Genomic DNA, 20697 nt, shown 5'->3' on the forward strand with positions numbered 1-20697 from the left:
CCTCCTTAAGATCGATGGCGCGACAAAAATGCCTGGACTTCTTCAAAGGAGCGGGTATTTAATACATTGGCCTTTGGCGTCCATCCTTTTCTCGCTGCCGTAACGCCCGTTTTCATATCGTCAAGCATCGCTGTGTTGTGGGCATCCGTATTAATAACGAGTGTCACTCCGGCAGCATTCGCTTTCATCAAGTGTTCCATCCTGAGATCGAGCCGCGCTGGATTTGCGTTCAGTTCCAAGGCGGTATTCGTTTTCTTCGCAAGCTCGATCAGCTGGTCAATATCGACTTCATAACCCGCCCTTCTTCCGATCAGACGGCCGGTCGGATGAGCGATAATGTCAACGTGCTGATTCATCAGTGCGGTTTCAAGCCGCTTCATGATGACATGCTGCGGCTGTGAAAAGCTTGAATGGATCGAAGCAATGACAAGGTCCATTTCCGCCAGCAGCTCATCGTCATAATCTAGCGTTCCGTCAGGCAGGATGTCCATTTCCACGCCTTTAAAAATATGAAAATCGGTCAATTCCTTATTCAGTTCATCAATTTCCTTCGCCTGCATGCGCAGGCGCTCAGGCGTCAAACCGCCTGCCACTTTTAAATACTGGGAATGGTCTGTGATCGCCATATAGCGGTACCCTTTTGCCATGCAGGCTTCCGCCATTTCCCTGATCGAAAAAGCACCGTCGCTCCAAGCCGAGTGCATATGAAGGTCTCCTTGAATATCCTCGGCGGAAACGAGTCCGATGTCATCGCGGTAGTCCTCAACTTCTCTTCCTGTCTCCCGCAGTTCGGGCGGAATAAACGGAAGCCCGAAATGGGCGAAAAACTCTTGTTCGCTTGAGAAGGTTTTAATTTCTCCAGTTTCAACGGTTTCGACGCCGTATTCACTGATTCTTTCGCCTTTTTCTTTGGCAAGCTGGCGCATTTTGATATTGTGGTCTTTTGATCCGGTAAAATGATGGAGCGTCGTTGGGAACTGTTCCTCCGTCACCAGCCGGAAATCCGCACTGATTTCGTATTCAAACGCAAATGTGAGAGACACTTTCGTATCTCCTGCGGCAATGACCTCCTTGATGTTCGAAAGCTTTAAGAGTCCTTCCCGGACCAGTTCCGGATCAGTGACAGCCATAATGTAATCGAGGTCTTTCACCGTTTCTTTGGCACGGCGCAGGCTTCCAGCCCGCGAAAACTTGATGAGGCCCTGGAGCCCTTCAAGTTGTTCTTCGATGATGTCAGCGACAGCCAAAGCGACCGCGATCGGGTACCGTTCAGGGCGTTTCCCCGCTTCACCTAAAGCCTGCAGGATTTTTTCTTCCGTTTTTTTGCCGAATCCGGCAAGCCCCTGAACCTTTTGCTGTTCGCATGCCTCTTTTAAAGACGCCGCATCACAGACACCGAGCTCCTGATACAGCTTGGCGATTTTTTTGCCGCCGAGGCCCGGCAGCTTCAAAAGCGGGACAAGTCCTTCCGGAACCTCTTCCTTTAATCGTTCCAGCGTACCGGACGCTCCCGTGTCCATATATTCCTTGATGACGGCATACGTGCCTTTGCCGATCCCGGACAGGGACATCATATCATCGATTTCCGAGAGGCTCCGGTCGTCTTGTTCAAGAGCTGCCGCAGCCTTTCTGAAAGCGGAGATCTTAAATGGGTTATCCCCTTTTAGTTCCATATATATCGCAATCGTTTCAAGCAATTTGATGATATCTTTTTTATGCATGCTGTTCACCTCTTGTTTCCCCTCGTTCATCCTGCTTCAATCATACAAATTTTTGGCTGATCCTACAACAAACAGGCCTATTCGACAGTTTTCGGGGTTCTCAAGAGCCCCGAAAAAAAACTTCCCTACAAACAGAGAAGTTTTTACAAAGATCCGTACTGATGCAGCAGATTGTTTAACATGTTTGATAAAAACGGTGTTTTATGAATGATCAAGTCAGCCATCACCGAACCGGCCATCATGTTTTGCAGAACATCGATCGGCAGAAGCGTTCCGATGAACAGAACGACAAACACGAACAGATAGATTTCCGCAAAACCGAGCACGGCTCCAAGTACTTGGTTGATCTGTTTGAGAACCGGTATGCTTGCAACGGCATCCAGAAACGATGCGGCAATTCTCAAAAGGATAATCGTCAGGAAAAAGAGAATCAAAAACGCAATCATATTGTAATAAGCGCCTTCAAGGCTTCCGTTTACAAACGCCAGCGCAGACTGGCCGCCCGTAAAGTCGGGAGACGGAATCCAGCCGAGCTTAGGTGCAAGGTCGCCGTAATAGGTTGCGGCCACAGCGATCGCTGCGATAAACGTAACCAAACGGATAAACTGGCGGATAAACCCTCTTTTGAGTCCAATAAACAAACCGGACAAAAGCAAAATGATAATGATGATATCTAGCATCGTGATGTTCAATCCTTTTCTTTAATTTGTCCTTTTAATCTCTCAAGCTCTTCCTTCAGCTTCAAATAATCGTGAACCACATTTACAGCCGTCAAAACGGCCAGTTTATTTATATCAAGATACGGATTTTTTTCGTTGATTTCTCTCATTTTATCATCCACAATCGAGGCAACGTGCCTCATATGGCTCTTGCTCTCATCGCCGATAATTGTGAATTGCTGACCGTAGATGTCAACTGTTGTTTTCGTTTTTTGACCATCAGACAACGTTTCTCCTCCATTCCAATTATGCGAGAATCCTAGTCTATATCATAACATGTTTAGAGATTGAATGGAAAGACGAGCCCTCCGCTGTTATGATACACTTATAAAAACAATGATTTAGCCTGTTTAAGCAGCTAATAAAGGAGATTAGAACGTGTCACATTCTGTTTTAAAAGTTCCCCCGTCTGTTATTGAACGGATGCAAAGCCACTACGGGCCTCACATGACTTCCCTTTCCGTACAGGGCGCGGTTTTCCAGGCCAAACCACAGGGCTGCACCATTACAGCATACCGGTCGGGGAAGGTGCTGTTCCAAGGAAAAAACGCGGAAAAGGAAGCGGAGCGCTGGACGGCGGATGCTGAAACACCGGCTGCCAAAAAGCCCGCATCCAAAAAAAGCATCCCGTCCGTCTATCAGCCGCCTGAAGGCATCGGTTCCATGTCTGTGATCGGCTCCGATGAAGTCGGGACAGGCGATTATTTCGGTCCGATCACCGTCGCGTGCGTATACGCTGACAAGGTAAAGCTGCCGCTGTTAAAGGAACTCGGTGTTAAAGATTCAAAAAACTTAAAAGATCCGCAAATCGTTCAGATCGCGCGCGACTTAATCAAGACAGTTCCTTACAGCCTGCTCGTCTTGAGAAATGAAAAGTATAATGAAATGCAGGAAAAAGGGATGAGCCAGGGAAAAATGAAGGCCCTTCTCCACAACCAGGCGATCGGCAACCTTCTCAAAAAATTGGACGGAACCCGGCCTGAAGCGATTTTAATTGACCAGTTCGCAGAACCTGCCGTCTATTTTAAACACCTGGCCGGCAAAAACGCCATCAAAGAACGTACATATTTCAGCACAAAAGCGGAAGGCATCCATCTTTCAGTTGCAGCGGCTTCGATCATCGCACGCTATTCATTTTTAATGGAGATGGATAAGCTTTCGAAAGAAGCCGGGATGACGCTCCCGAAAGGAGCGGGTCCGCTCGTCGATGAAGCGGCGGCAAAGCTGATCAAGAAACACGGCGAAGCAGCGCTCGGTCATTTCACGAAACGCCATTTTGCGAACACACAGAAAGCGGTGCGCCTGGCGTCGAAAAACTGAATACACCAAAAAGCGGGAACTCCTGACTATCAGGGTTCCCAGCTGTTTTAGCAGGAAGCTCGAGAGACCAATTCACGGAGTTCCAAGGAGTATTTCCGCTTGTGGCTATATCCCGCATTCATCCCGGCTCTTCGCAATGAAACTTACGAATTCTTTCTTCGATCCATTCACAGTAAATATTTGAAACGGAATCGTGTATTGTCTTGACAGGACGTAATGAACTTCATGCTCTTACCATCATTCATTTTATCTCCTGATTAATATAATGAGATGAGGCTTTTCTTAATCATGATATGTTCTTAGTTATATTAGAATCACGGAAATCTTCCACATATATATGGATGCGCTTATCCTACGGGAAAGGGCCTATGAGCCCGACAAGATTAGGGAGGAAGATGAAGAGGCTGCAAACATTGCGTGCTGAGATTATGGCCTATTGGCATCCCGGCATTATAATCAAGTAAAAAGCAGACCCGTCGGCCTGCTTTTTTATGTATACTGTTCTGCCTCGGATTCTCATTATCGATTGGAATGAATTTAATATCCGGCAGAAGCCATTCCTAATACAACACCAAATAAACCACAAGCGATAGCTGCGATCATCATGATTGTCCCGTGTTGGACTTTCCCATTACTTCTTACTAGATATCCAAAAACAACTCCTCCTGCACCAAATAAAATTGGAAAAAGCAGTAGTGATATACCGGTACATATCCAGCCTAAAATGATAAATGTTTGAGTACTGTTGCTTGGGTTTTTTGTCATAGTACCAATCCTTTCTGAATGGTTATTTTGAACTATTAATGATTTTATACTAAAAAAAAGAAATATGAAATAGTTTTTTCCAGCGGGCCAGAGGAATGTGACTTGGTTAACATTTATTGAGAGAAGAAATTAGGTACAAAATAAGGTTATAGAGGCGGACGGCTTGTCTATTTATGCGAAACAGCCAAGCAGTGCCTTTCTCTTACTTCTATTCCCGCAGGCAATTCAAAGCTCAGCAATCTTTGCTGAATTTCGATCATTTTCGCTAGAGAATATTACGATTTATCAGAATATTAGCAAACAAAAGGCCTATAGTTCTGTTTAAAAATCACTGTCAAATGGCAGATTTCTTGTCTGATTTTAACGAACTTTGTAGTTACATTGAAAGGTTTGTCATAAGAACCTATGTATATTTTCCTCTTTTTGGATAGAAAGAAGGGATTTCTAGTTAACTAGACGAATCTTTAGTCTGTTAAAAACTAAGGAGGAAATTTTTCAAATGAAAAAACGGTCTTTATTCTTTACTTTATTGCTTTCTGCAAGTTTAATACCCGGGGCGGACGGAGTCGCGGAAACGGGTGGTCATGAGCATACTCATGAAGCAAAAGGGATTCATAAGGAAGCATTGCCTAAACCTAAGGAAGGTTATAAAGATTTAACAGGCAAAGTTCACATTGAAAAAACAACGAAAACAAAAGTGCTGGATGAGAAAGGAAATGAAACGAGTACGATCACATTTAAAAAGAATGTAAACAACGGTAAATTTTCGACTCAGGCAAGCACGGGCAAGCAAAAGATAAGTGTCCTCGCGGTGGCTGATAAGCAGTACCGGCAGAAACACAAAGACTGGAAAACGAGAATCGTCAACATCGTTGAAGAGGCGGACGAAATGTTTAACCGCGACCACGATATTGATTTTGTCGTGGAAGCTGTTGCCCCATGGAGTTCTTCCGGAAGCAATGCCTCTGACATTCTTGACAACCTGGCGGACAAATTCGAAGGACGGCCTTATAAATTCGTAGCCGGCTTTACAGCCAACGACAATTTTGAAGCGGGCGGCATTGCTTTTCAATACCCTGTTAAACCGGACGGTCCTGCTTTCAGCGTCACGTTCGACCTGGGAACGGAAAATACGGCAAAAGCACAAAGACACGAATTTTCCCATAATTTCGGGGTGGAGCATGATCCGCAAGGAAGCGGCATCCGTTGCATTATGAACTACGATTACGCATACACCGTCGATGTCTGGGATGCGGAACACAACAGCCTGATCGAGAAAAATAAAATTTGGTATCAATAATTATAAAAAGGCGTCTCCGCATAAAGCGGAGACGCCTCAGATTGTTGACAAAATCCCAAAACGGCTTTTTGTTTTGGGGTTTTGTCATCTTTTCAGCGTGATTGAAAACCTTTGCAGTCTAGGAAGGCCGAGCATCGGAGCGGAGCGAATGTTGGAATTCGTGAGCACCGACGCGCAGACCTGACAACGAATGCGAGGGTTTGTCGACACGCTGAAGCGTCTCCGCATAAAGCGGAGACGCTTTTTTTGTACTGCAGCCGGGCAGCCTCAATTGGGCTGGGAACCGGTTATCCTCTCAATACAGCCTGATACGCATCCTCCAGTGCTTTCAGCACTTGGTCGTGGACTTTTGTCACTTCTTCTTCAGTCAATGTTTGTTCAGGATTCAAATATTGCAGGCTGAAGGCGACAGATTTCTTGCCTTCTTCCATGTGCTCGCCTTCGTAGACGTCAAAGACTTGGACTTCTTTCAGCCATTTGCCGCCTGCTGTTTTGATGACGTCCTCAAGCTGACCGGCCGCTGTTTCTTTGTTTACAACAAGCGCGATATCTCGGGTAACAGAAGGATACTTCGGAATTGGTGTATACGTGATCTCCGGTACATCCAATCGAAGGAGCTCGTGCAGGTCCAGTTCAAACACATACGTGTCGCCCAGATCCAGCTCTTTTTCAACTGACGGATGCAGCTGGCCGATGAAGCCGACTAATGAGCCGTTATGCAAAATATTGGCCGTCCGCCCAGGATGAAGCTCTTTTCTTTCAGATTGAGCGAATTCGATGCCTTTGGTGATACCGAGCTTTTCCAACAGACCTTCGACGATGCCTTTGACGACGAAGAAATCAACCGGCTTTTTCTCGCCCTGCCAGAGGTTTTTGTGCCACAGGCCTGTCACGGCTCCGGCGACGTGTTCTTTTTCGACCGGTTTCGTATGTTCTTCGGCTTTTAAGAAAACTGAACCGACCTCATAAAATGCCGCAGAATCAGACTGCCGGGCCAGGTTGTATGCGACCGAATCAAGCAGATTAGGAAGCAGACTGTGCCTCAGCACGCTTCTTTCCTCACTCATCGGCAGCGAAAGGATTGTTTTAAACGATTTTTCCAATGCGTAAGCCGTTGCTTTTTTATCGTTTGTTAATGAGTATGTGATCGCCTGGGAAAGCCCTGCTCCTTCCAGGAAGCGTCTTACTTTTCTGCGCTTGTCCTGATAAGGCGTCAGTCCGCCCGCAAAGCCTGTTACTTCCGGCAGTGTCGACGGAATGTTGTCATATCCGTACAGTCTTGCGACCTCTTCGATCAAATCTTCTTCAATCGCAATATCGCCTCTTCTTGATGGAACCGTCACGACCAGTTCACGTTCAGCGTCTTCAACGGCAAAGCCGAGCCTTTCAAAAATGTTGACCATTTCTTCTTTGCTGATGGACATGCCGAGAACCTTCGTCACTTTATCAACGGAAAGGCGGATGACATTCTCTTTGATGTCAAGATGGTTTTCTTCGACCGTACCTTCCAAGACGGTTCCTCCGGCATACCGGCTGATCAAATCTGCCGCGCGTTCTGCAGCGAGGCGCACCCGTGCAGGATCGATGCCTTTTTCAAAGCGGACACTTGATTCGCTGCGAAGACCGAGATCCTTTGATGCTTTGCGAACGGTCTGGCCGTTAAAATACGCGGCCTCAAGCAGCACTGTCGCCGTATCTTCACAGACTTCGGAGTCCGCTCCGCCCATTACGCCTGCGACTGCCTGCGGAAGAGAACCGTTTGTGATGACAAGATGCTCAAGCGTCAATGTTCTTTCTTGTTCGTCAAGCGTCGTTATCGTTTCATTTTCGTACGCTTTGCGGATGACGACCTCTTTTGAGCCGAAACGGTCATAGTCAAACGCGTGCAGCGGCTGACCGTATTCGAGCAGAACAAAGTTCGTAATATCGACGACATTGTTGTGCGGTCTGATGCCGGCATTGATCAGCTTCGTCTGCATCCAAAGCGGCGACGGGCCGATTTTGACGTTTTTAATGATTTTTGCCGCGTACAAAGGATTGGCTTCTGTATCTTCAATTTTGACGGAAATATAGTCCGCCGCTTTTTCGGCGCCTGCCTGATAAGCCGTCTCAGGAAGCTTGACTTCGCGGCCGAGAATCGCAGCCACTTCATAGGCAACGCCGAGCATGTTCATGGCGTCGGCGCGGTTTGGCGTCAGTCCCAGTTCAAGAACCGCATCGTCGAGCGCCAGGCTTTGAAGGGCGTCCGCACCGGTTTCTGCATCGCCCGGGAAGACGAAGATGCCTTCCGCATATTCTTTCGGCACAAGCTTGCCTTGAATGCCAAGCTCCTGCAAAGAGCAGATCATGCCGTTAGACACTTCCCCGCGAAGCTTCGCTTTTTTGATTTTAAAATTGCCGGGCAATACCGCACCAACCGTGGCGACGGCTACTTTTTGCCCTCTGTCCACGTTCGGAGCCCCGCAGATGATCTGGACAGGCTCTTCTTCGCCGATATCGACGAGGCATTTATTCAACTTGTCGGCGTTCGGATGCTGTTCGCGCTCCAGCACATGTCCGATGACAACGCCTTTCATTCCTTCTCCCTTATATTCGATGCCTTCCACTTCAATTCCGCTTCTCGTAATCTTTTCAGCGAGAATCTCGGGAGTCATCCCATCTAAATCCACGTATTCCTGCAGCCATTTATATGAAACAAACATCACGCGTCCTCCTCTTTAAGCCTGTTTAAATTGAGATAAAAATCTGACATCGTTCGTATAGAAATGACGAATGTCGTCAATGCCGTATTTCAGCATCGCGATCCGTTCAACACCCATTCCAAATGCAAATCCCTGATATTGTTTGGAATCGAATCCGGCCATTTCGAGCACGTTCGGATGCACCATTCCAGCGCCGAGAATTTCGATCCAGCCCGTTTGTTTACAAACGGAGCAGCCTTTGCCTCCGCATTTAAAGCAGGAAACATCGACTTCGACAGACGGCTCTGTAAACGGGAAGAAGCTTGGACGCAGTCTGATTTCGCGCTCTTCGCCGAACATCTTTTTCGCGACCGTTTCAAGCGTTCCTTTTAAGTCGCTCATGCTGATATCGCGGTCAACGCAGAGACCTTCAATCTGCATAAACTGATGGGAGTGTGTCGCATCATCGTTGTCGCGGCGGTATACTTTGCCGGGGCAGATGATTTTGACAGGGCCTTTGCCTTTATGCTTTTCCATCGTGCGCGTCTGGACGGGAGACGTCTGCGTTCTCATCAGCGTATCTTCCGTAATATAAAAGCTGTCTTGCATATCGCGGGCCGGATGCTCTTTCGGAAGGTTGAGCGCTTCGAAGTTATAGTAGTCGGTTTCTACTTCAGGACCCTCTTCCACCGAATATCCCATGCTGATAAACAAGTCTTCGATTTCTTCAATAACGATCGTCAGCGGATGCCTCGCTCCTGTTTTTACAGGGCTTCCCGGAAGCGTCACGTCAATCGTCTGTTCTTTCAGCTTCCTTTTCACCTCTTCTTCCTCTAGGCGGGCATTTTTTTCGGCAATCGCCGCGGCGATTTTTTCTCTTACTTCGTTCGCCAAGGCGCCCATTTTCGGCCTTTCTTCAGCGGACAGCTTTCCCATTCCCCGAAGCACTTCCGTGATCGGTCCCTTTTTTCCCAGGTACGCAACGCGGACATCGTTGACTTCTTTTAATGAACCAGCGGCTTCCACTTTTTCAACCGCTTCTTTCTCAAGCCGTTTCAGCTCTTCCTGCATCTTAAAAACTCCTCCTTTTATGTAGCAACCTGTTATTTTAGGCAATAAAAAAAGCCCCTTTCATAATGAAAGGGACGAATCGTGGCCGTGGTACCACCCTTTTTTAAAACAAAGCAAAAAAGCTTTGCTGCTTACTTCATTGGCATAACGGAATGAATCCGGTTCACCTTTACACATCCCTCGAGAGACGCGGTCCCGGTGACAACTCAAGAGGTGAAGCGTTTTTCCGGCCTGCCATAAAAATGCTTGCAGTCTAAGGCATTTTCTCCCTAAATGGCGACATGTGAAAAAACGGAGCCTCTATCACTGTTTTTAAACATATTACATTCATTATAGTGAATTACATGATCCTGTGCAACCGGTTATCCGTGGAGATGATAAAGAAGGACCGCGGCTGCGGCCGCCACATTCAGCGACTCCGCTTTTCCGTAGATCGGAACGTACAGATTTTGGTCGGTCTGTGCGAGGAGATCCGGATCGACCCCCGATCCTTCGTTTCCGATCAATAGCGCAAATGACTGCGACGGCTCCGCTTCTCTAAATGGCACGGCATCCTGCAGCGCTGTGCCGTATACCGGGACGCTTTTTCCCTTTAGCTCTTCAATCAGCTCCGAAAGCTCGCGTTTTAAAATCGGAATGTGAAAATGCGAACCTTGAGCCGATCTGAGCGTTTTGGCATTGTAGGGGTCGACAGTGCCTTGTCCGATCACAACGGCATCGATCCCCGCCGCGTCTGCCGTCCGGATGATCGTCCCTAAATTGCCCGGATCTTGCACAGCATCCGCAAGCAGCAGCTTTTCGTATTGAAAAGGTCCGCTTTCAGGCATTCGGCATACAGCGGCGACAGCCTGGGGTGTCTCTGTTTCGGCAATCGCCGAGAAAGCATCGTCGCTCAAAATATAGCGGGCAACAGACTCATCAAGCGCGGCCGGGAAATCCGCTTCGTCTCGGACCATGATTTCTTTCACAACACCCGGTGTCTTCAGCGCTTCCTCAACGAGATGCTCGCCTTCTATTAAGAAAGTATTGGTTTTTGTCCGCTCTTTTTTCGTATGAAGTTTTTTCCAATCCTTCACTTTTTGATTTTTGGCTGATTCAATTCGTTTCAAATCGTTTTGACTCCTTTGTCTCGCAATAGTCACATTATATCTCATCAATGATACATAATAAACCCGAAAGCGAGGCAGAATATAGAAAATCAGATTTGATGAAATGGAGTGAAAAAAGATGGATTTGAATTTGCGCCATGCCGTTATTGCCAATGTATCAGGAAACTCGCAAGAAGAGCTTGAGCACACGATCGTCGATGCGATCCAAAGCGGTGAAGAAAAAATGCTTCCGGGATTAGGTGTGTTGTTCGAGGTCATCTGGCAGCACGCAACTGAATCGGATAAAACTGAAATGCTTGAGACATTGGAACAAGGATTAAAAACGAAATAAACCGGCGGCCTGAAACGGCCCCGGTTTATTTTCATCCTGGAATAGAAGGCTCCATCCGCAATGCCGGATCGCGCCAAATCTCCGTCCACTTTTTAATGGCAGCCGCCATGATCACCAGCCCCAGCAGCAGCATAATAATTGATAAAATGCCGTTTAAAACGCTGAAACCGGCAGCTTCCGCATTAAAATAAACGTTTTTGATCATCCAGTATCCCGCATAGTTGACCGTTACGTACAAATAAGCGAGCGGAATGAGACATGTCAGCATATAACGCCGTTTGTCCGCTATTTTTAAAATGACCGTCGCGCCGATAATTAAACCGACGGATGCCATCAGCTGGTTGGATACGCCAAACAGCGCCCAAATCGAGCTGATGTCGCCTGAATACAGCAAATACCCCCACATGAAACAGGCAACGGCGCTCGCTGCGACCGAACCCGGAAGCCAGTCCGTTTTTTTCAGCGGTTTGTACACTTCTCCGAAAAAGTCTTGAATCAAATAACGCGCCACCCTTGTACCGGCATCAATCGCCGTTAAAATAAAGACGGCTTCAAACATGATGACAAATTGAAAAAAGTAAGAGGCCAAATGGCTGAAAAACGGAATATCCGTAAAAATATAAGCCATGCCGACGGCAAGGGTAACAGCTCCGCCTGTTCTTCCTTCAAGATCGAGACCGATTTCGCGGCTGAGTTCAGGCAGGTGGACGACATTCATGCCAAGCGTCCGAAAGACTTCAGGCGAACTGTTGATGGCAAAATAATCGCCCGGCTGCAATGCCGTTGCCGCGATCAGCGCCATGATGCCGACAAGACACTCAACGAGCATCGCCCCAAAGCCGACGAATTTCATATCGCTCCACTTATCAAGCATTTTCGGCGTCGTGCCTGAACCGACAAACGCATGGAAGCCGGAAATCGCACCGCAGGCGATCGTAATTGAAATAAACGGCCAAACCGGACCAGGCGATACAGGTCCCCCTCCGCCCGTAAACTCGGTAAACGCCGGAAACGGAATCGCCGGATTGACGACGAACACCCCGGCAATCAAAGCGATAAACACCCCGATCTTCATGAAGCTGCTCAAATAATCGCGCGGCGCAAGCAGCAGCCATACAGGGAGCGCAGCTGCAAAAAAAGCATAGACAGGAAGTGCGACAGCAAGCGTTTTCGTATCAAGCGTCAAGGCGTCTCCAAGCGGCGTTTCCGCGATGGACGGTCCGATGAAGACACCGGCCATCAGTAAAATAAATCCGCCGGTTGACGCTAATTTTAAGTTGCCTGTCTTTTTATAAAATAAACCGACCCCCATCGCGATCGGAATTGTAATCGCAACGGCGAACGTCCCCCACGGATTGCGTTCAAGCGCATGAAGCACAACCATCGACAGCCCCGCCATCGTGATCGTAATAATAAACAGCATCGCAAGCCCCGTGCAAAATCCCGCAACAGGCCCGAGCTCTTCTTTCGCCACTTCTGAAAGCGACTTTCCCTTCCTCCGCATGGACGCAAATAAAACGACAATATCATGCACGGCTCCCCCGATCACCGCTCCGATCAAGAGCCACAACAGTCCCGGCAAGTAGCCGAACTGCGCCGCCAAGATCGGCCCGACAAGCGGCCCCGCGGCTGCGATGGCCGCAAAGTGGTGGCCGAAAGACACCCATTTGTTCGTCGGCACATAATCTTTGCCGTCGTTCTGGAGATGGGCAGGAGTCGGCTTGTCATCATCAACCTTCAACACTTTCACCATCATAAATGTTCCGTACAAACGATAGGCGATCGCCAAAATACAGATGGAAGCGATCACAATTGTTATTGCATTCATCCAATTCCCCCCCCTTTGTTTCTTTTTTAACATATCTCATATTTTTTGTAAGCGCAATCATCTTTTTTCGAAAAAAGACACGGCCTCCATCTTCGCTTTTTATGACAGCTTCCTTTTGTTATAGACGAGCACCCGGACCTCTCAGTTTGATTTCATATTCTTATTGACACTTTAGCACGATCGTACTAAAATTGAGCCATGAATACGAAATCACAAAAAAGACGACTGCAAATTATTGAAGACGCTATTCAAGTGCTTGTGGAAGAAGGCTATGCGAATGCCTCGATCGGCAATATCGCAAAAAAGGGGGGAATCAGCAAAGGAGTCGTTACGTATCATTTTCGAAATAAAATGCAGCTTATGAAGGCTGTTGTTGAGTATTGCTACGGACTTGCAGCACCTTATATGGAAAAATTCATGGATGGTTCAGACAGTGCGCCGGCGACACTGCGCGCATACATTGAATCAAATCTCAGATTCATGTATGAACACCGAGCTTACGTGACCGCAATCATTGAGGTGGTATCCAACCTACGAACAGAAACCGGCGAGCTGTTTTACCAGAATGAAGATGAATCAATATATGAGCCATTAGTTGAAATTTTTAAGTGGGGACAGGAAACAGAAGGGAGTTTCAGGCAGTTTTCCCCGCACATTATGGCCAGAACCGTCCGAAGCGTCATCGATTCTCTTGGGACCAAAATCGCAAATCAAGATATATCAGATAAGGAAGACATGATATCAGAAATTGTCGATACGTTCGATTATGCAACAAGAAAAATAACTAAATAGGGGGGCTATCGTGAACACTGGTGAATTTAAAAAATTGGACGGGAAAATTGTTGCCGTACGGAAGCTTGAAGGTGTGATCACTTTATGTGTGTATGCAGCCATGATTCTGGCATTGCTATACTTTACTATCACATTCGGCTGGCCAAAATGGATATTGGCTGTCACATTATGTTTAGCTATTGCCTCGGTACCGTTTGAACTTTATCTTTTGCCGAAGTGGAAATGTCACTTGTGGCGATACCGCCTAAGTGAAGTAAGTATTCAAATCCATAAAGGGATCATTTTCAGACGAAAAGTATTAATTCCTATGGGGAAAGTCCAGCATGTCGAAGCAAAACAAGGTCCTATTTTAAAAAAGTACAATTTATATACAGTGACTTTATCAACGGCAGCCGGCAGCCACGACATTCTGGGATTGGCCGAAGGAACAGCCGATTCGATCCGCAAAGAAATTGAAGCCTATGCGAGGTTATGCGATGAACAAGTCTGACACATTGATCAAACATCGTCTCCATCCGGTTTCCGTCCTTTACTTTATCGCTACAGCGATCAAAGAATCATTTTCCTTTATTTGGTCATTTCCACTGCTCGTATTATGTATTCATAAACTGGGCGGTGACATTCCCGCTTTCCTCATCAATATCACTTTAGGCTCATGCCTTATCATGTCGTTTTTCGTGATTGGTGTATTAAAATGGCGGTCATTTACCTACCAAATACATGAGAAAGCGATATATGTTGAATCCGGTTTGCTTGTCGTCAAGAAAAGATGGGTGCAGCCGGATCGTATACAATCAATTGATTCTGCGATTCGTGTATATGATCATTTATTTTCCACCCGGACTTTGACAATTGAACTTGCCGGAGGAGAAGAATCCGGCATCACACTCAGCTGCATTTCAAAAGAAGAAGAACAGCGCATTCGGACGGCTTTAAAAACAGAAGCAAAAGACAGGCCGAGCGAACATGCTGAAGACTCAATGTTTCAATTATCTAAAAGTAACCTCATTTTACACAGCCTGCTATCGCCTAAAGTCGGGATTGTGTTTACGCTGTTATTACTGGGATTGCTAAAATATATCGATATATCGAAAGAAGGAGACAGGGACACTTTGTTCACCTCCTTATCTGGCTGGTTCGGCCCCAACTGGATCATGATCACGGTGGTCTTGATGGCTATTCTATCATTCGCGCTTTCGCTATTACTCACATTTGCAAGTGATTTTCAATTCACATTAAGGAAAAATAGCAAAGGAGAAATTGAGATTGAGCAGGGCCTGTTTGAAAAGAAAAAACGAACGATCGGACAAGACCAGATACAGGCCATTCTCATCATTGAGCGTCCGATTCACCGATTCTTGGGGTATGCAGAAATCAAAGCTGTTTTGATTCGCAATCGTTCAAATGAGCAAAGCAGTAAAACCGTCACCCTACTTCCTTTTGTTAAAAAAGAAAAGGCCGAATCCATGCTTGAACCGTTTACCGGTTACCGCAAAGGAGGCCATCTGCACACGCTCACAAAGGAAGCGAAAATTCACTATATGGTTATGCCATTTATAGCCGGCTGTCTTTTTGCCATACCGATATGGCTGTTTGTACCTTCCGACTATCACAATCTGGCTGCAGTTCTGCCGCTCGGATTATTCAGCCTGGGGTGGATAGGGTATCGGATGATTGGCTGGAATCAAAGCAGCCGGTTTTTAACTTTGCAATACGGAATTTTATCCCGGAAAACGGCAATTATGAAACGCGGACGCATTCAATGGGCATCATTGAGCCAAACATTTATGCAAGAGAGAAAAAACTTAGCGTCAATTAAGTTGGCCGTTGCCTCAGGAAAAGAAAATATGAAGTTTTCGATCAGCCACATTCCAATAGAGAGTGCAGCAGATCTTTATCAACATGCCCTTAAAACAAAGGAATAATTTTCAAAACCACCCAAAACCCAGTTGACTAATAGGAATAATAAGAATAAAATAGACACATGCTTCATCTGCTGCCTTTTTTAAGGCGTAATTGGCGGGTATCATCGGATATCCGCCTTTTTTCTGTCAGCATAACGGAACGATAAAAAAATGAACGGCCATGACTAGACAGAAAGCGGCGATCCCTCCGATTCGATTGATGTTTGTTTTGACAAGTGAAGCTGAGAGATGGTGAGACAGCGAAAAAAACAATATGGTGCCGATCAAGATGACGCCCGCCTCTAAAAATGAGTGATTGAGAAACCGGGTCCGATCAAGGACCGCCGTGATAAACAGAAGCCAAAGGTATGCTATAAATGCGTACATCAAAAAGCAATATGCAGCCGAAAAAAACGACTTCATCATATCCCCCCTCCTGTTTTATAGTATTCTCCGACATAAATGCGCACACCTTTTCACACCTAAAAAAACCGGCACAGCGGCCGGATTTTTTAGATCATCTTTTTTTCATTCTGATCACATTCCAGGAAAGCTTCGGAAGGTGAGCCGTCAGCCTGCCGTCACATACTTTGGCGTCTCCGCCGCTGTGCGGAACGACGTTGTTGCGGTCTTTTTCATTCGTCGCTTTATGATCTTCGTGTTCCAGAACGATGTGCTCAGAGACACTGTACCCTTCAAAGCTTCTCATATCGGCTTCCATTTCAAGGCCGGCGTCTGTTGCGCGGTTGACGGCAAAAACGGTTAATTCCTCGGCTTCTTCATTGAAAACAGACACGGACTCCAAGTACGGCACATCCGTAAAGTCTTTCGCATCATACTTTGGAGACGATACCGCCGTCTGCAGTACCGTTCCTCTGCCGTAGACGGAAGCGTGCATAAACGGATAGAAAATGGTCTGACGCCATGCTTCTCCCCCTTTGTCTGTCATAATCGGCGCGATGACATTGACAAGCTGAGCCAGACAGGCGATTTTCACGCGGTCGGCATGCTTGAGCATCGTAATCAGCATACAGCCGACGAGAAGCGCATCCTCAAAGTTGTAGATGTCTTCAAGAAGGTGCGGCGCTTTCGCCCAGCGTTCAGCTTCTTTGTCTTTTTCATTCGAGTGATACCAGACATTCCACTCATCATATGAAAGGTGAATCGTTTTCTTGCTTTTCTTTTTCGCTTTCATATAGTCGCAGACTGAGATGACCGTTTTGATAAAGTGATCCATGTCTAGCGATCTCGCCAAATAGTTTGGAAGATCATTGTCGCGGTTGCCGTAATACGAGTGAAGCGAGATGTACTCGACGTGTTCGTACGTATGGTCAAGCACGGTCGTTTCCCAGTCGATGAATGTCGGCATTCCGCTTCCCGAACTTCCGCAGGCGACAAGCTCGATCGACGGGTCCGTCCATTTCATCACCTTCGCGGCTTCAGCAGCAAGTCTTCCGTATTCGGCCGCTGTTTTATGGCCGATTTGCCATGGACCGTCCATTTCATTGCCGAGGCACCATGTTTTAATTTTATGCGGTTCCTTATATCCGTGGGATTTTCTCAAGTCGCTGTAGTACGATCCTGACGGATGGTTGCAATATTCTACTAGGTTGCGTGCGGCATCAATTCCTCTCGTTCCGAGGTTGACGGCCATATTCACCTCTGCCCCGACAAGCTTTGCCCAATCCATAAATTCGTTCGTACCGATTAAGTTCGGCTCGGTTGTCGCCCACGCCAAATCAAGTCTTGTCGGCCGCTGTTCGACAGGTCCGACTCCATCCTCCCAGTTATATCCAGATACAAAGTTTCCGCCGGGATACCTGATAAACGGCACCTTTAGTTCTCTGACTAGTTTAATGACATCTTTCCGAAAGCCTGATTCGTCAGCTTCAGGATGATCAGGCTCATAAATGCCTTCATAAACGGCTCTGCCGAGATGCTCGATAAAGGAGCCGTAAATTCGCTTATCAATCTCTGCCACCTTATATTCCTTGTCAATCGTCATCTTCGCTTTGTGTACAGTCATGTTAAATCATTCCTTTCAAGATGATATATAGTGGATCAGCCTTTGATTCCGCCCGCCGTCAAACCTGATATAAAGTACTTCTGGAAGAACAGGAAGATGAGAATCACGGGCAGAATCGCCAGCACAGAACCCGAAATCAACATGTCATAATTGTTCCCGTACGGACTGAGCAAAGCGGACAGTCCGATTGGGAGCGTAAACATTTCTTTCGATCGCAAAACGATCAGCGGCCATAAGAAGTTGTTCCAGCTGTTTAAGGATTGAAGAATGATCATCGCTCCAAATGCCGGCTTCATCAAGGGCGCCATGATCCTGAAGTAAATGCCGAACTCTGTGCAGCCGTCCATTCTCGCGGAATCAAGCAAATCTCTCGGCAGGCCGAGCGCATACTGTCTGAAGAAAAACACGGCTACAGGCGAGACGATAAACGGCAGGATCACACCGGCGTATGTGTCGACAATATGAAGAGAAACCGTCATTTTAAATAAAGGCAGCATGAGAATTTCGATCGGCACCATCATGATCAGGAGCACGGCTACGAACAAGAGATTTTTTCCTTTAAAGTCGTAGACGGCAAGCCCGTATCCGACCATTGAAGAAAACAAGAGCGTCAGCACGGTGGATATCACCACGAGAATCAAGCTGTTCGAAAACCATTGAAAATAAATGCTGCCTCCGTTAAACAAGTAAGTGTAATTGTCAAGGCTCAGGATTTCAGGGCTCAGCTTTAAATTCAGGCCGAAGCGCAGCAATTCCGAAGATGGCTTGAGCGAGCCGAGTACAAGGCAGAAGAGCGGAAACACAAACAAAAAGCTTAATATCGCAAACAGCAGAAACAGAGCTACTTTCGCAATGTTGAGGCCTCCGGCAGGACGCATTAATAGCCCTCCTTTTTAAAAGATCCAGACAGCTTTAATGAAATGAGGCTGCAGATGAAAATGATGATCAAGAGCACGATGCCGAGCGCCGATCCGTAGCCCATGTTGTTGTAGGCAAGCCCCTGCTGATAAATGTATCCGACCATCGTCAGGCCGATGTTGCCCGGAGAGTTGTTCTGCCACAGCACGTAGCTTTCTTCAAACATCCGGAAGCCGCCGATGATGCTGATCGTCAGCACGTAGACGCTGACGGGCTTTAAAAACGGAAGCGTAATATGGTAAAACTTCTTGAACGTGCCTGCCCCGTCGATTTCGGCAGCTTCATACAATTCTTTCGGAACGTTCTGCAAGCCCGCCAAAAAGTACAGGACATTGATCCCCATCCATCTCCAAGATGCGAGCATCACCATTAAAAACATGCCGGTATGTTCATTGTTCAGCCAGTTGTACGGCGAACCTCCGAGCTTAGCCAATATCGAATTCGCCAGGGATGTATCCATTTCTCCAAAAATCAGCCTGAAAATAATCCCCGCCACAATGGTTGAAGTCAGAGCCGGGATGAATAAAGCCGATTTGAACACGTTTTTAAACTTTACGAGTTTAGAATCTAAAAAGACTGCCAGAATAAGAGGAACAGGTATTAAAATCAGCAATGTCCAAAAGGTGTATTTTACGGTGTTGAATAGTGCGGTATAAAATGTAGGATTGTTTAATGCTTTATAGTTCTCCGTCCCGATGAAGCGGACTTCCCCGGGGAGAATGCTTTGAAAACTCATGATGACGACGCTGATAAGCGGATAAAGAAAAAATATGCAAAAGGAGAGTACAAAAGGTGCTGTAAAAATGTAGGGTGCGGCTTTTGCTGAATATAATAAACGTCTGATCTTTCTTTTTCTGCTCACCGGCGGAAACGAATGCACTGTATCTGTTTTAACAGTCTTCAAGTTATCGCCTCGCTTTACAGTAATGAAAGACTATTGCCCTTTCACTTCAGCTGCTGCTTTGTCCAATGCTTCTTTCGGTGTTTTGCTCTTCGTTTTGAGCGCTTCGTACAGTATGTTTCTGTTGACGAGATCGGAAGTCTTCGCATAATCCTCAGTAAGGTAAAGCGGATTGATCTCATCCTTTATGTCAAGAAGCACGGAAAAGATGTGTTGTCCGTTTTGAAAGTATTCTGTATATTGATTTGGTTTTTTCAATTCGTCCGAGTCCCACACATCCCATCTGAGCGGATCGAACCCGAGCACGGTCCACAGCTTGATGTTGCCTTCTTTTGACGCTTTGGCAAATTTCAAGAAATCCTTGGCCAGATCGACCTGTTTCGCCTGTTTTGGAATCACGGTGGCCGTTCCGCCCATTCCCGCTGAGCGGTCTCCCCCTTCTTCCCATGCCGGCAGCGGTCTGATCGCGATTTTCCCTTTCAAGTCAGGCATATAATCCAAAAAACGGCCCATATACCAGATCGGCATTAAGACAGACGCCGCGCCGCCTTGGTTCATAAATCCGTAATACTCTTCACTGTGATGATTGCCTCCGGGCGTTGTGACGGCAATTTTGTCTTTCTCAATTAAAGTCTTTAAAAATTCGAGCGTTTTCACGTTTGTCTCATTGTTTAATGTCAACCGCCCCTGCTCATCAAAGTAACCGGATCCCTGCTGGGAAACCAGCGGCAGAAATGAATTCGGGTCGGTCGTTTCAATCGTCGTCATCGGCTTTCCGAGAGCTTTGACGACCTTTTTGCCCGCTTCCCTGTAATCTTCCCATGTTTTGATGTCGTCCGGATCAACGCCTGCTTTATTCATCATTTCCATGTTGTAATACATCACGGTAGTTCCGACATGTGTGTCAAGTCCGTAAAGCTTGCCGTTCTTGCTGTAGAGCGTCAGCCTCGCTTCAACAAACTTGTCGCGTTCGTCCTCCACAAGCGGCGTTAAATCGGTAAGAGGAATGTCAGAGCCCTTCAAAAAGTTCGAATAGCGCCCCAGCTCAACATCGGCAATATCTGGAACCCCTTTCCCGGCTAAAAGCGAGATAGATAAATTGTCATGCATCTGTCCATACGGATACACCACTGTATTTAATTTGATTTTTCGCTCGGGATACTTTTTGTTCCATTCTTTCACCATCTCAGCATAAAACTGTTCATGAAGGCCGTTGAATGTCCAAAATGTCAGTTCGGTGCCGTCCGCTTGATCGGAGGCAGGACTCGCCTTGCACCCCGATAAAAGCAAACATACAGCGACCGTGACCAT

At 46.8% G+C, this 20697-nt stretch carries 19 protein-coding genes; 6 read left to right on the forward strand and 13 right to left on the reverse strand.

Annotation, left to right across the window (positions count from 1 at the left end; translation table 11 throughout):
• Positions 1 to 5: 5 nt before the first annotated feature.
• The 3 genes from polX to zapA all read right to left on the reverse strand — a co-directional run bounded on the left by polX (position 6) and on the right by zapA (position 2667).
• Positions 6 to 1721 (reverse strand): DNA polymerase/3'-5' exonuclease PolX, encoded by a 1716-nt coding sequence (polX, locus tag KI350_RS02245; RefSeq protein WP_020452504.1) that lies wholly within the window; start codon positions 1719 to 1721, stop codon positions 6 to 8.
• Between the two features lie 143 nt (positions 1722 to 1864).
• On the reverse strand, positions 1865 to 2401 hold the full coding sequence (locus KI350_RS02250; protein WP_023855455.1) for a CvpA family protein: 537 nt from the start codon (positions 2399 to 2401) through the stop codon (positions 1865 to 1867).
• Between the two features lie 8 nt (positions 2402 to 2409).
• Positions 2410 to 2667, reverse strand: coding sequence for a cell division protein ZapA (zapA, locus tag KI350_RS02255; protein WP_020452506.1), 258 nt, complete (start codon positions 2665 to 2667; stop codon positions 2410 to 2412).
• 151 nt (positions 2668 to 2818) lie between these two features.
• On the opposite strand from zapA, the gene rnhC reads away from it, so the two are divergent.
• Positions 2819 to 3760 carry a ribonuclease HIII gene (rnhC, locus tag KI350_RS02260; RefSeq protein WP_020452507.1) on the forward strand — a complete coding sequence of 314 codons (942 nt, stop codon included), beginning with the start codon at positions 2819 to 2821 and terminating at the stop codon, positions 3758 to 3760.
• A gap of 537 nt (positions 3761 to 4297) precedes the next feature.
• Here rnhC and KI350_RS02265 read toward each other — a convergent pair.
• Positions 4298 to 4525 (reverse strand): hypothetical protein, encoded by a 228-nt coding sequence (locus KI350_RS02265; RefSeq protein ID WP_065643648.1) that lies wholly within the window; start codon positions 4523 to 4525, stop codon positions 4298 to 4300.
• 499 nt (positions 4526 to 5024) lie between these two features.
• Here KI350_RS02265 and KI350_RS02270 point away from each other — a divergent pair, with 499 nt between their 5' ends.
• Complete coding sequence (locus tag KI350_RS02270; protein ID WP_065643647.1) at positions 5025 to 5825, forward strand: zinc-dependent metalloprotease; 801 nt, start codon at positions 5025 to 5027, stop codon at positions 5823 to 5825.
• Positions 5826 to 6112: 287 nt separating this feature from the next.
• On the opposite strand, the gene pheT is transcribed toward KI350_RS02270, so the two are convergent.
• From pheT to KI350_RS02285, 3 genes are all read right to left on the reverse strand, one after another.
• Positions 6113 to 8527: a phenylalanine--tRNA ligase subunit beta gene (gene pheT / locus KI350_RS02275; protein ID WP_065643646.1), complete on the reverse strand. Its 2415-nt coding sequence runs from the start codon at positions 8525 to 8527 to the stop codon at positions 6113 to 6115.
• Positions 8528 to 8542: 15 nt separating this feature from the next.
• Complete coding sequence (gene pheS / locus KI350_RS02280) at positions 8543 to 9577, reverse strand: phenylalanine--tRNA ligase subunit alpha (RefSeq protein WP_003184229.1); 1035 nt, start codon at positions 9575 to 9577, stop codon at positions 8543 to 8545.
• A 362-nt stretch (positions 9578 to 9939) separates the two neighbouring features.
• Entirely contained in the window at positions 9940 to 10686 is a 747-nt protein-coding gene (locus tag KI350_RS02285) for a TrmH family RNA methyltransferase (protein WP_065643645.1), read from the reverse strand.
• A 118-nt stretch (positions 10687 to 10804) separates the two neighbouring features.
• On the opposite strand from KI350_RS02285, the gene sspI reads away from it, so the two are divergent.
• On the forward strand, positions 10805 to 11017 hold the full coding sequence (gene sspI / locus KI350_RS02290) for a small acid-soluble spore protein SspI (RefSeq protein WP_023855460.1): 213 nt from the start codon (positions 10805 to 10807) through the stop codon (positions 11015 to 11017).
• 31 nt (positions 11018 to 11048) lie between these two features.
• Here sspI and cstA read toward each other — a convergent pair whose 3' ends face one another.
• Positions 11049 to 12845: a carbon starvation protein CstA gene (gene cstA / locus KI350_RS02295; RefSeq protein ID WP_065643644.1), complete on the reverse strand. Its 1797-nt coding sequence runs from the start codon at positions 12843 to 12845 to the stop codon at positions 11049 to 11051.
• Positions 12846 to 13043: 198 nt separating this feature from the next.
• On the opposite strand from cstA, the gene KI350_RS02300 reads away from it, so the two are divergent.
• From KI350_RS02300 to KI350_RS02310, 3 genes are read left to right on the forward strand one after another with little or no spacing between them, the layout of a single operon-like run.
• Positions 13044 to 13637 (forward strand): TetR/AcrR family transcriptional regulator, encoded by a 594-nt coding sequence (locus tag KI350_RS02300; RefSeq protein WP_035338206.1) that lies wholly within the window; start codon positions 13044 to 13046, stop codon positions 13635 to 13637.
• A 10-nt stretch (positions 13638 to 13647) separates the two neighbouring features.
• Positions 13648 to 14127, forward strand: coding sequence for a PH domain-containing protein (locus tag KI350_RS02305; protein ID WP_212930426.1), 480 nt, complete (start codon positions 13648 to 13650; stop codon positions 14125 to 14127).
• A complete protein-coding gene (locus KI350_RS02310) occupies positions 14114 to 15562 on the forward strand; it encodes a PH domain-containing protein (RefSeq protein WP_065643642.1) in 1449 nt (482 codons plus the stop codon). The genes KI350_RS02305 and KI350_RS02310 overlap by 14 nt, the downstream gene beginning before the upstream one ends.
• Positions 15563 to 15688: 126 nt before the next feature.
• Here KI350_RS02310 and KI350_RS02315 read toward each other — a convergent pair whose 3' ends face one another.
• The 5 genes from KI350_RS02315 to araN all read right to left on the reverse strand — a co-directional run bounded on the left by KI350_RS02315 (position 15689) and on the right by araN (position 20697).
• Entirely contained in the window at positions 15689 to 15967 is a 279-nt protein-coding gene (locus KI350_RS02315; RefSeq protein ID WP_020452517.1) for a hypothetical protein, read from the reverse strand.
• Between the two features lie 91 nt (positions 15968 to 16058).
• Positions 16059 to 17567: an arabinosylfuranosidase ArfA gene (gene arfA, locus KI350_RS02320; protein WP_212930427.1), complete on the reverse strand. Its 1509-nt coding sequence runs from the start codon at positions 17565 to 17567 to the stop codon at positions 16059 to 16061.
• Between the two features lie 35 nt (positions 17568 to 17602).
• Positions 17603 to 18445, reverse strand: coding sequence for a carbohydrate ABC transporter permease (locus KI350_RS02325; RefSeq protein WP_009329343.1), 843 nt, complete (start codon positions 18443 to 18445; stop codon positions 17603 to 17605).
• A complete protein-coding gene (gene araP / locus KI350_RS02330; RefSeq protein ID WP_011198183.1) occupies positions 18445 to 19389 on the reverse strand; it encodes an arabinooligosaccharides ABC transporter permease AraP in 945 nt (314 codons plus the stop codon). Before araP ends, KI350_RS02325 begins: the two co-directional genes overlap by 1 nt.
• Positions 19390 to 19419: 30 nt before the next feature.
• Positions 19420 to 20697, reverse strand: a complete 1278-nt coding sequence (gene araN, locus KI350_RS02335) for an arabinooligosaccharides ABC transporter substrate-binding protein AraN (protein ID WP_061576903.1) — start codon at positions 20695 to 20697, stop codon at positions 19420 to 19422.

Source organism: Bacillus sp. J41TS8 (genome assembly GCF_018333035.1).
In the GTDB taxonomy this organism is placed as follows: Bacteria; Bacillota; Bacilli; order Bacillales; family Bacillaceae; genus Bacillus; species Bacillus paralicheniformis.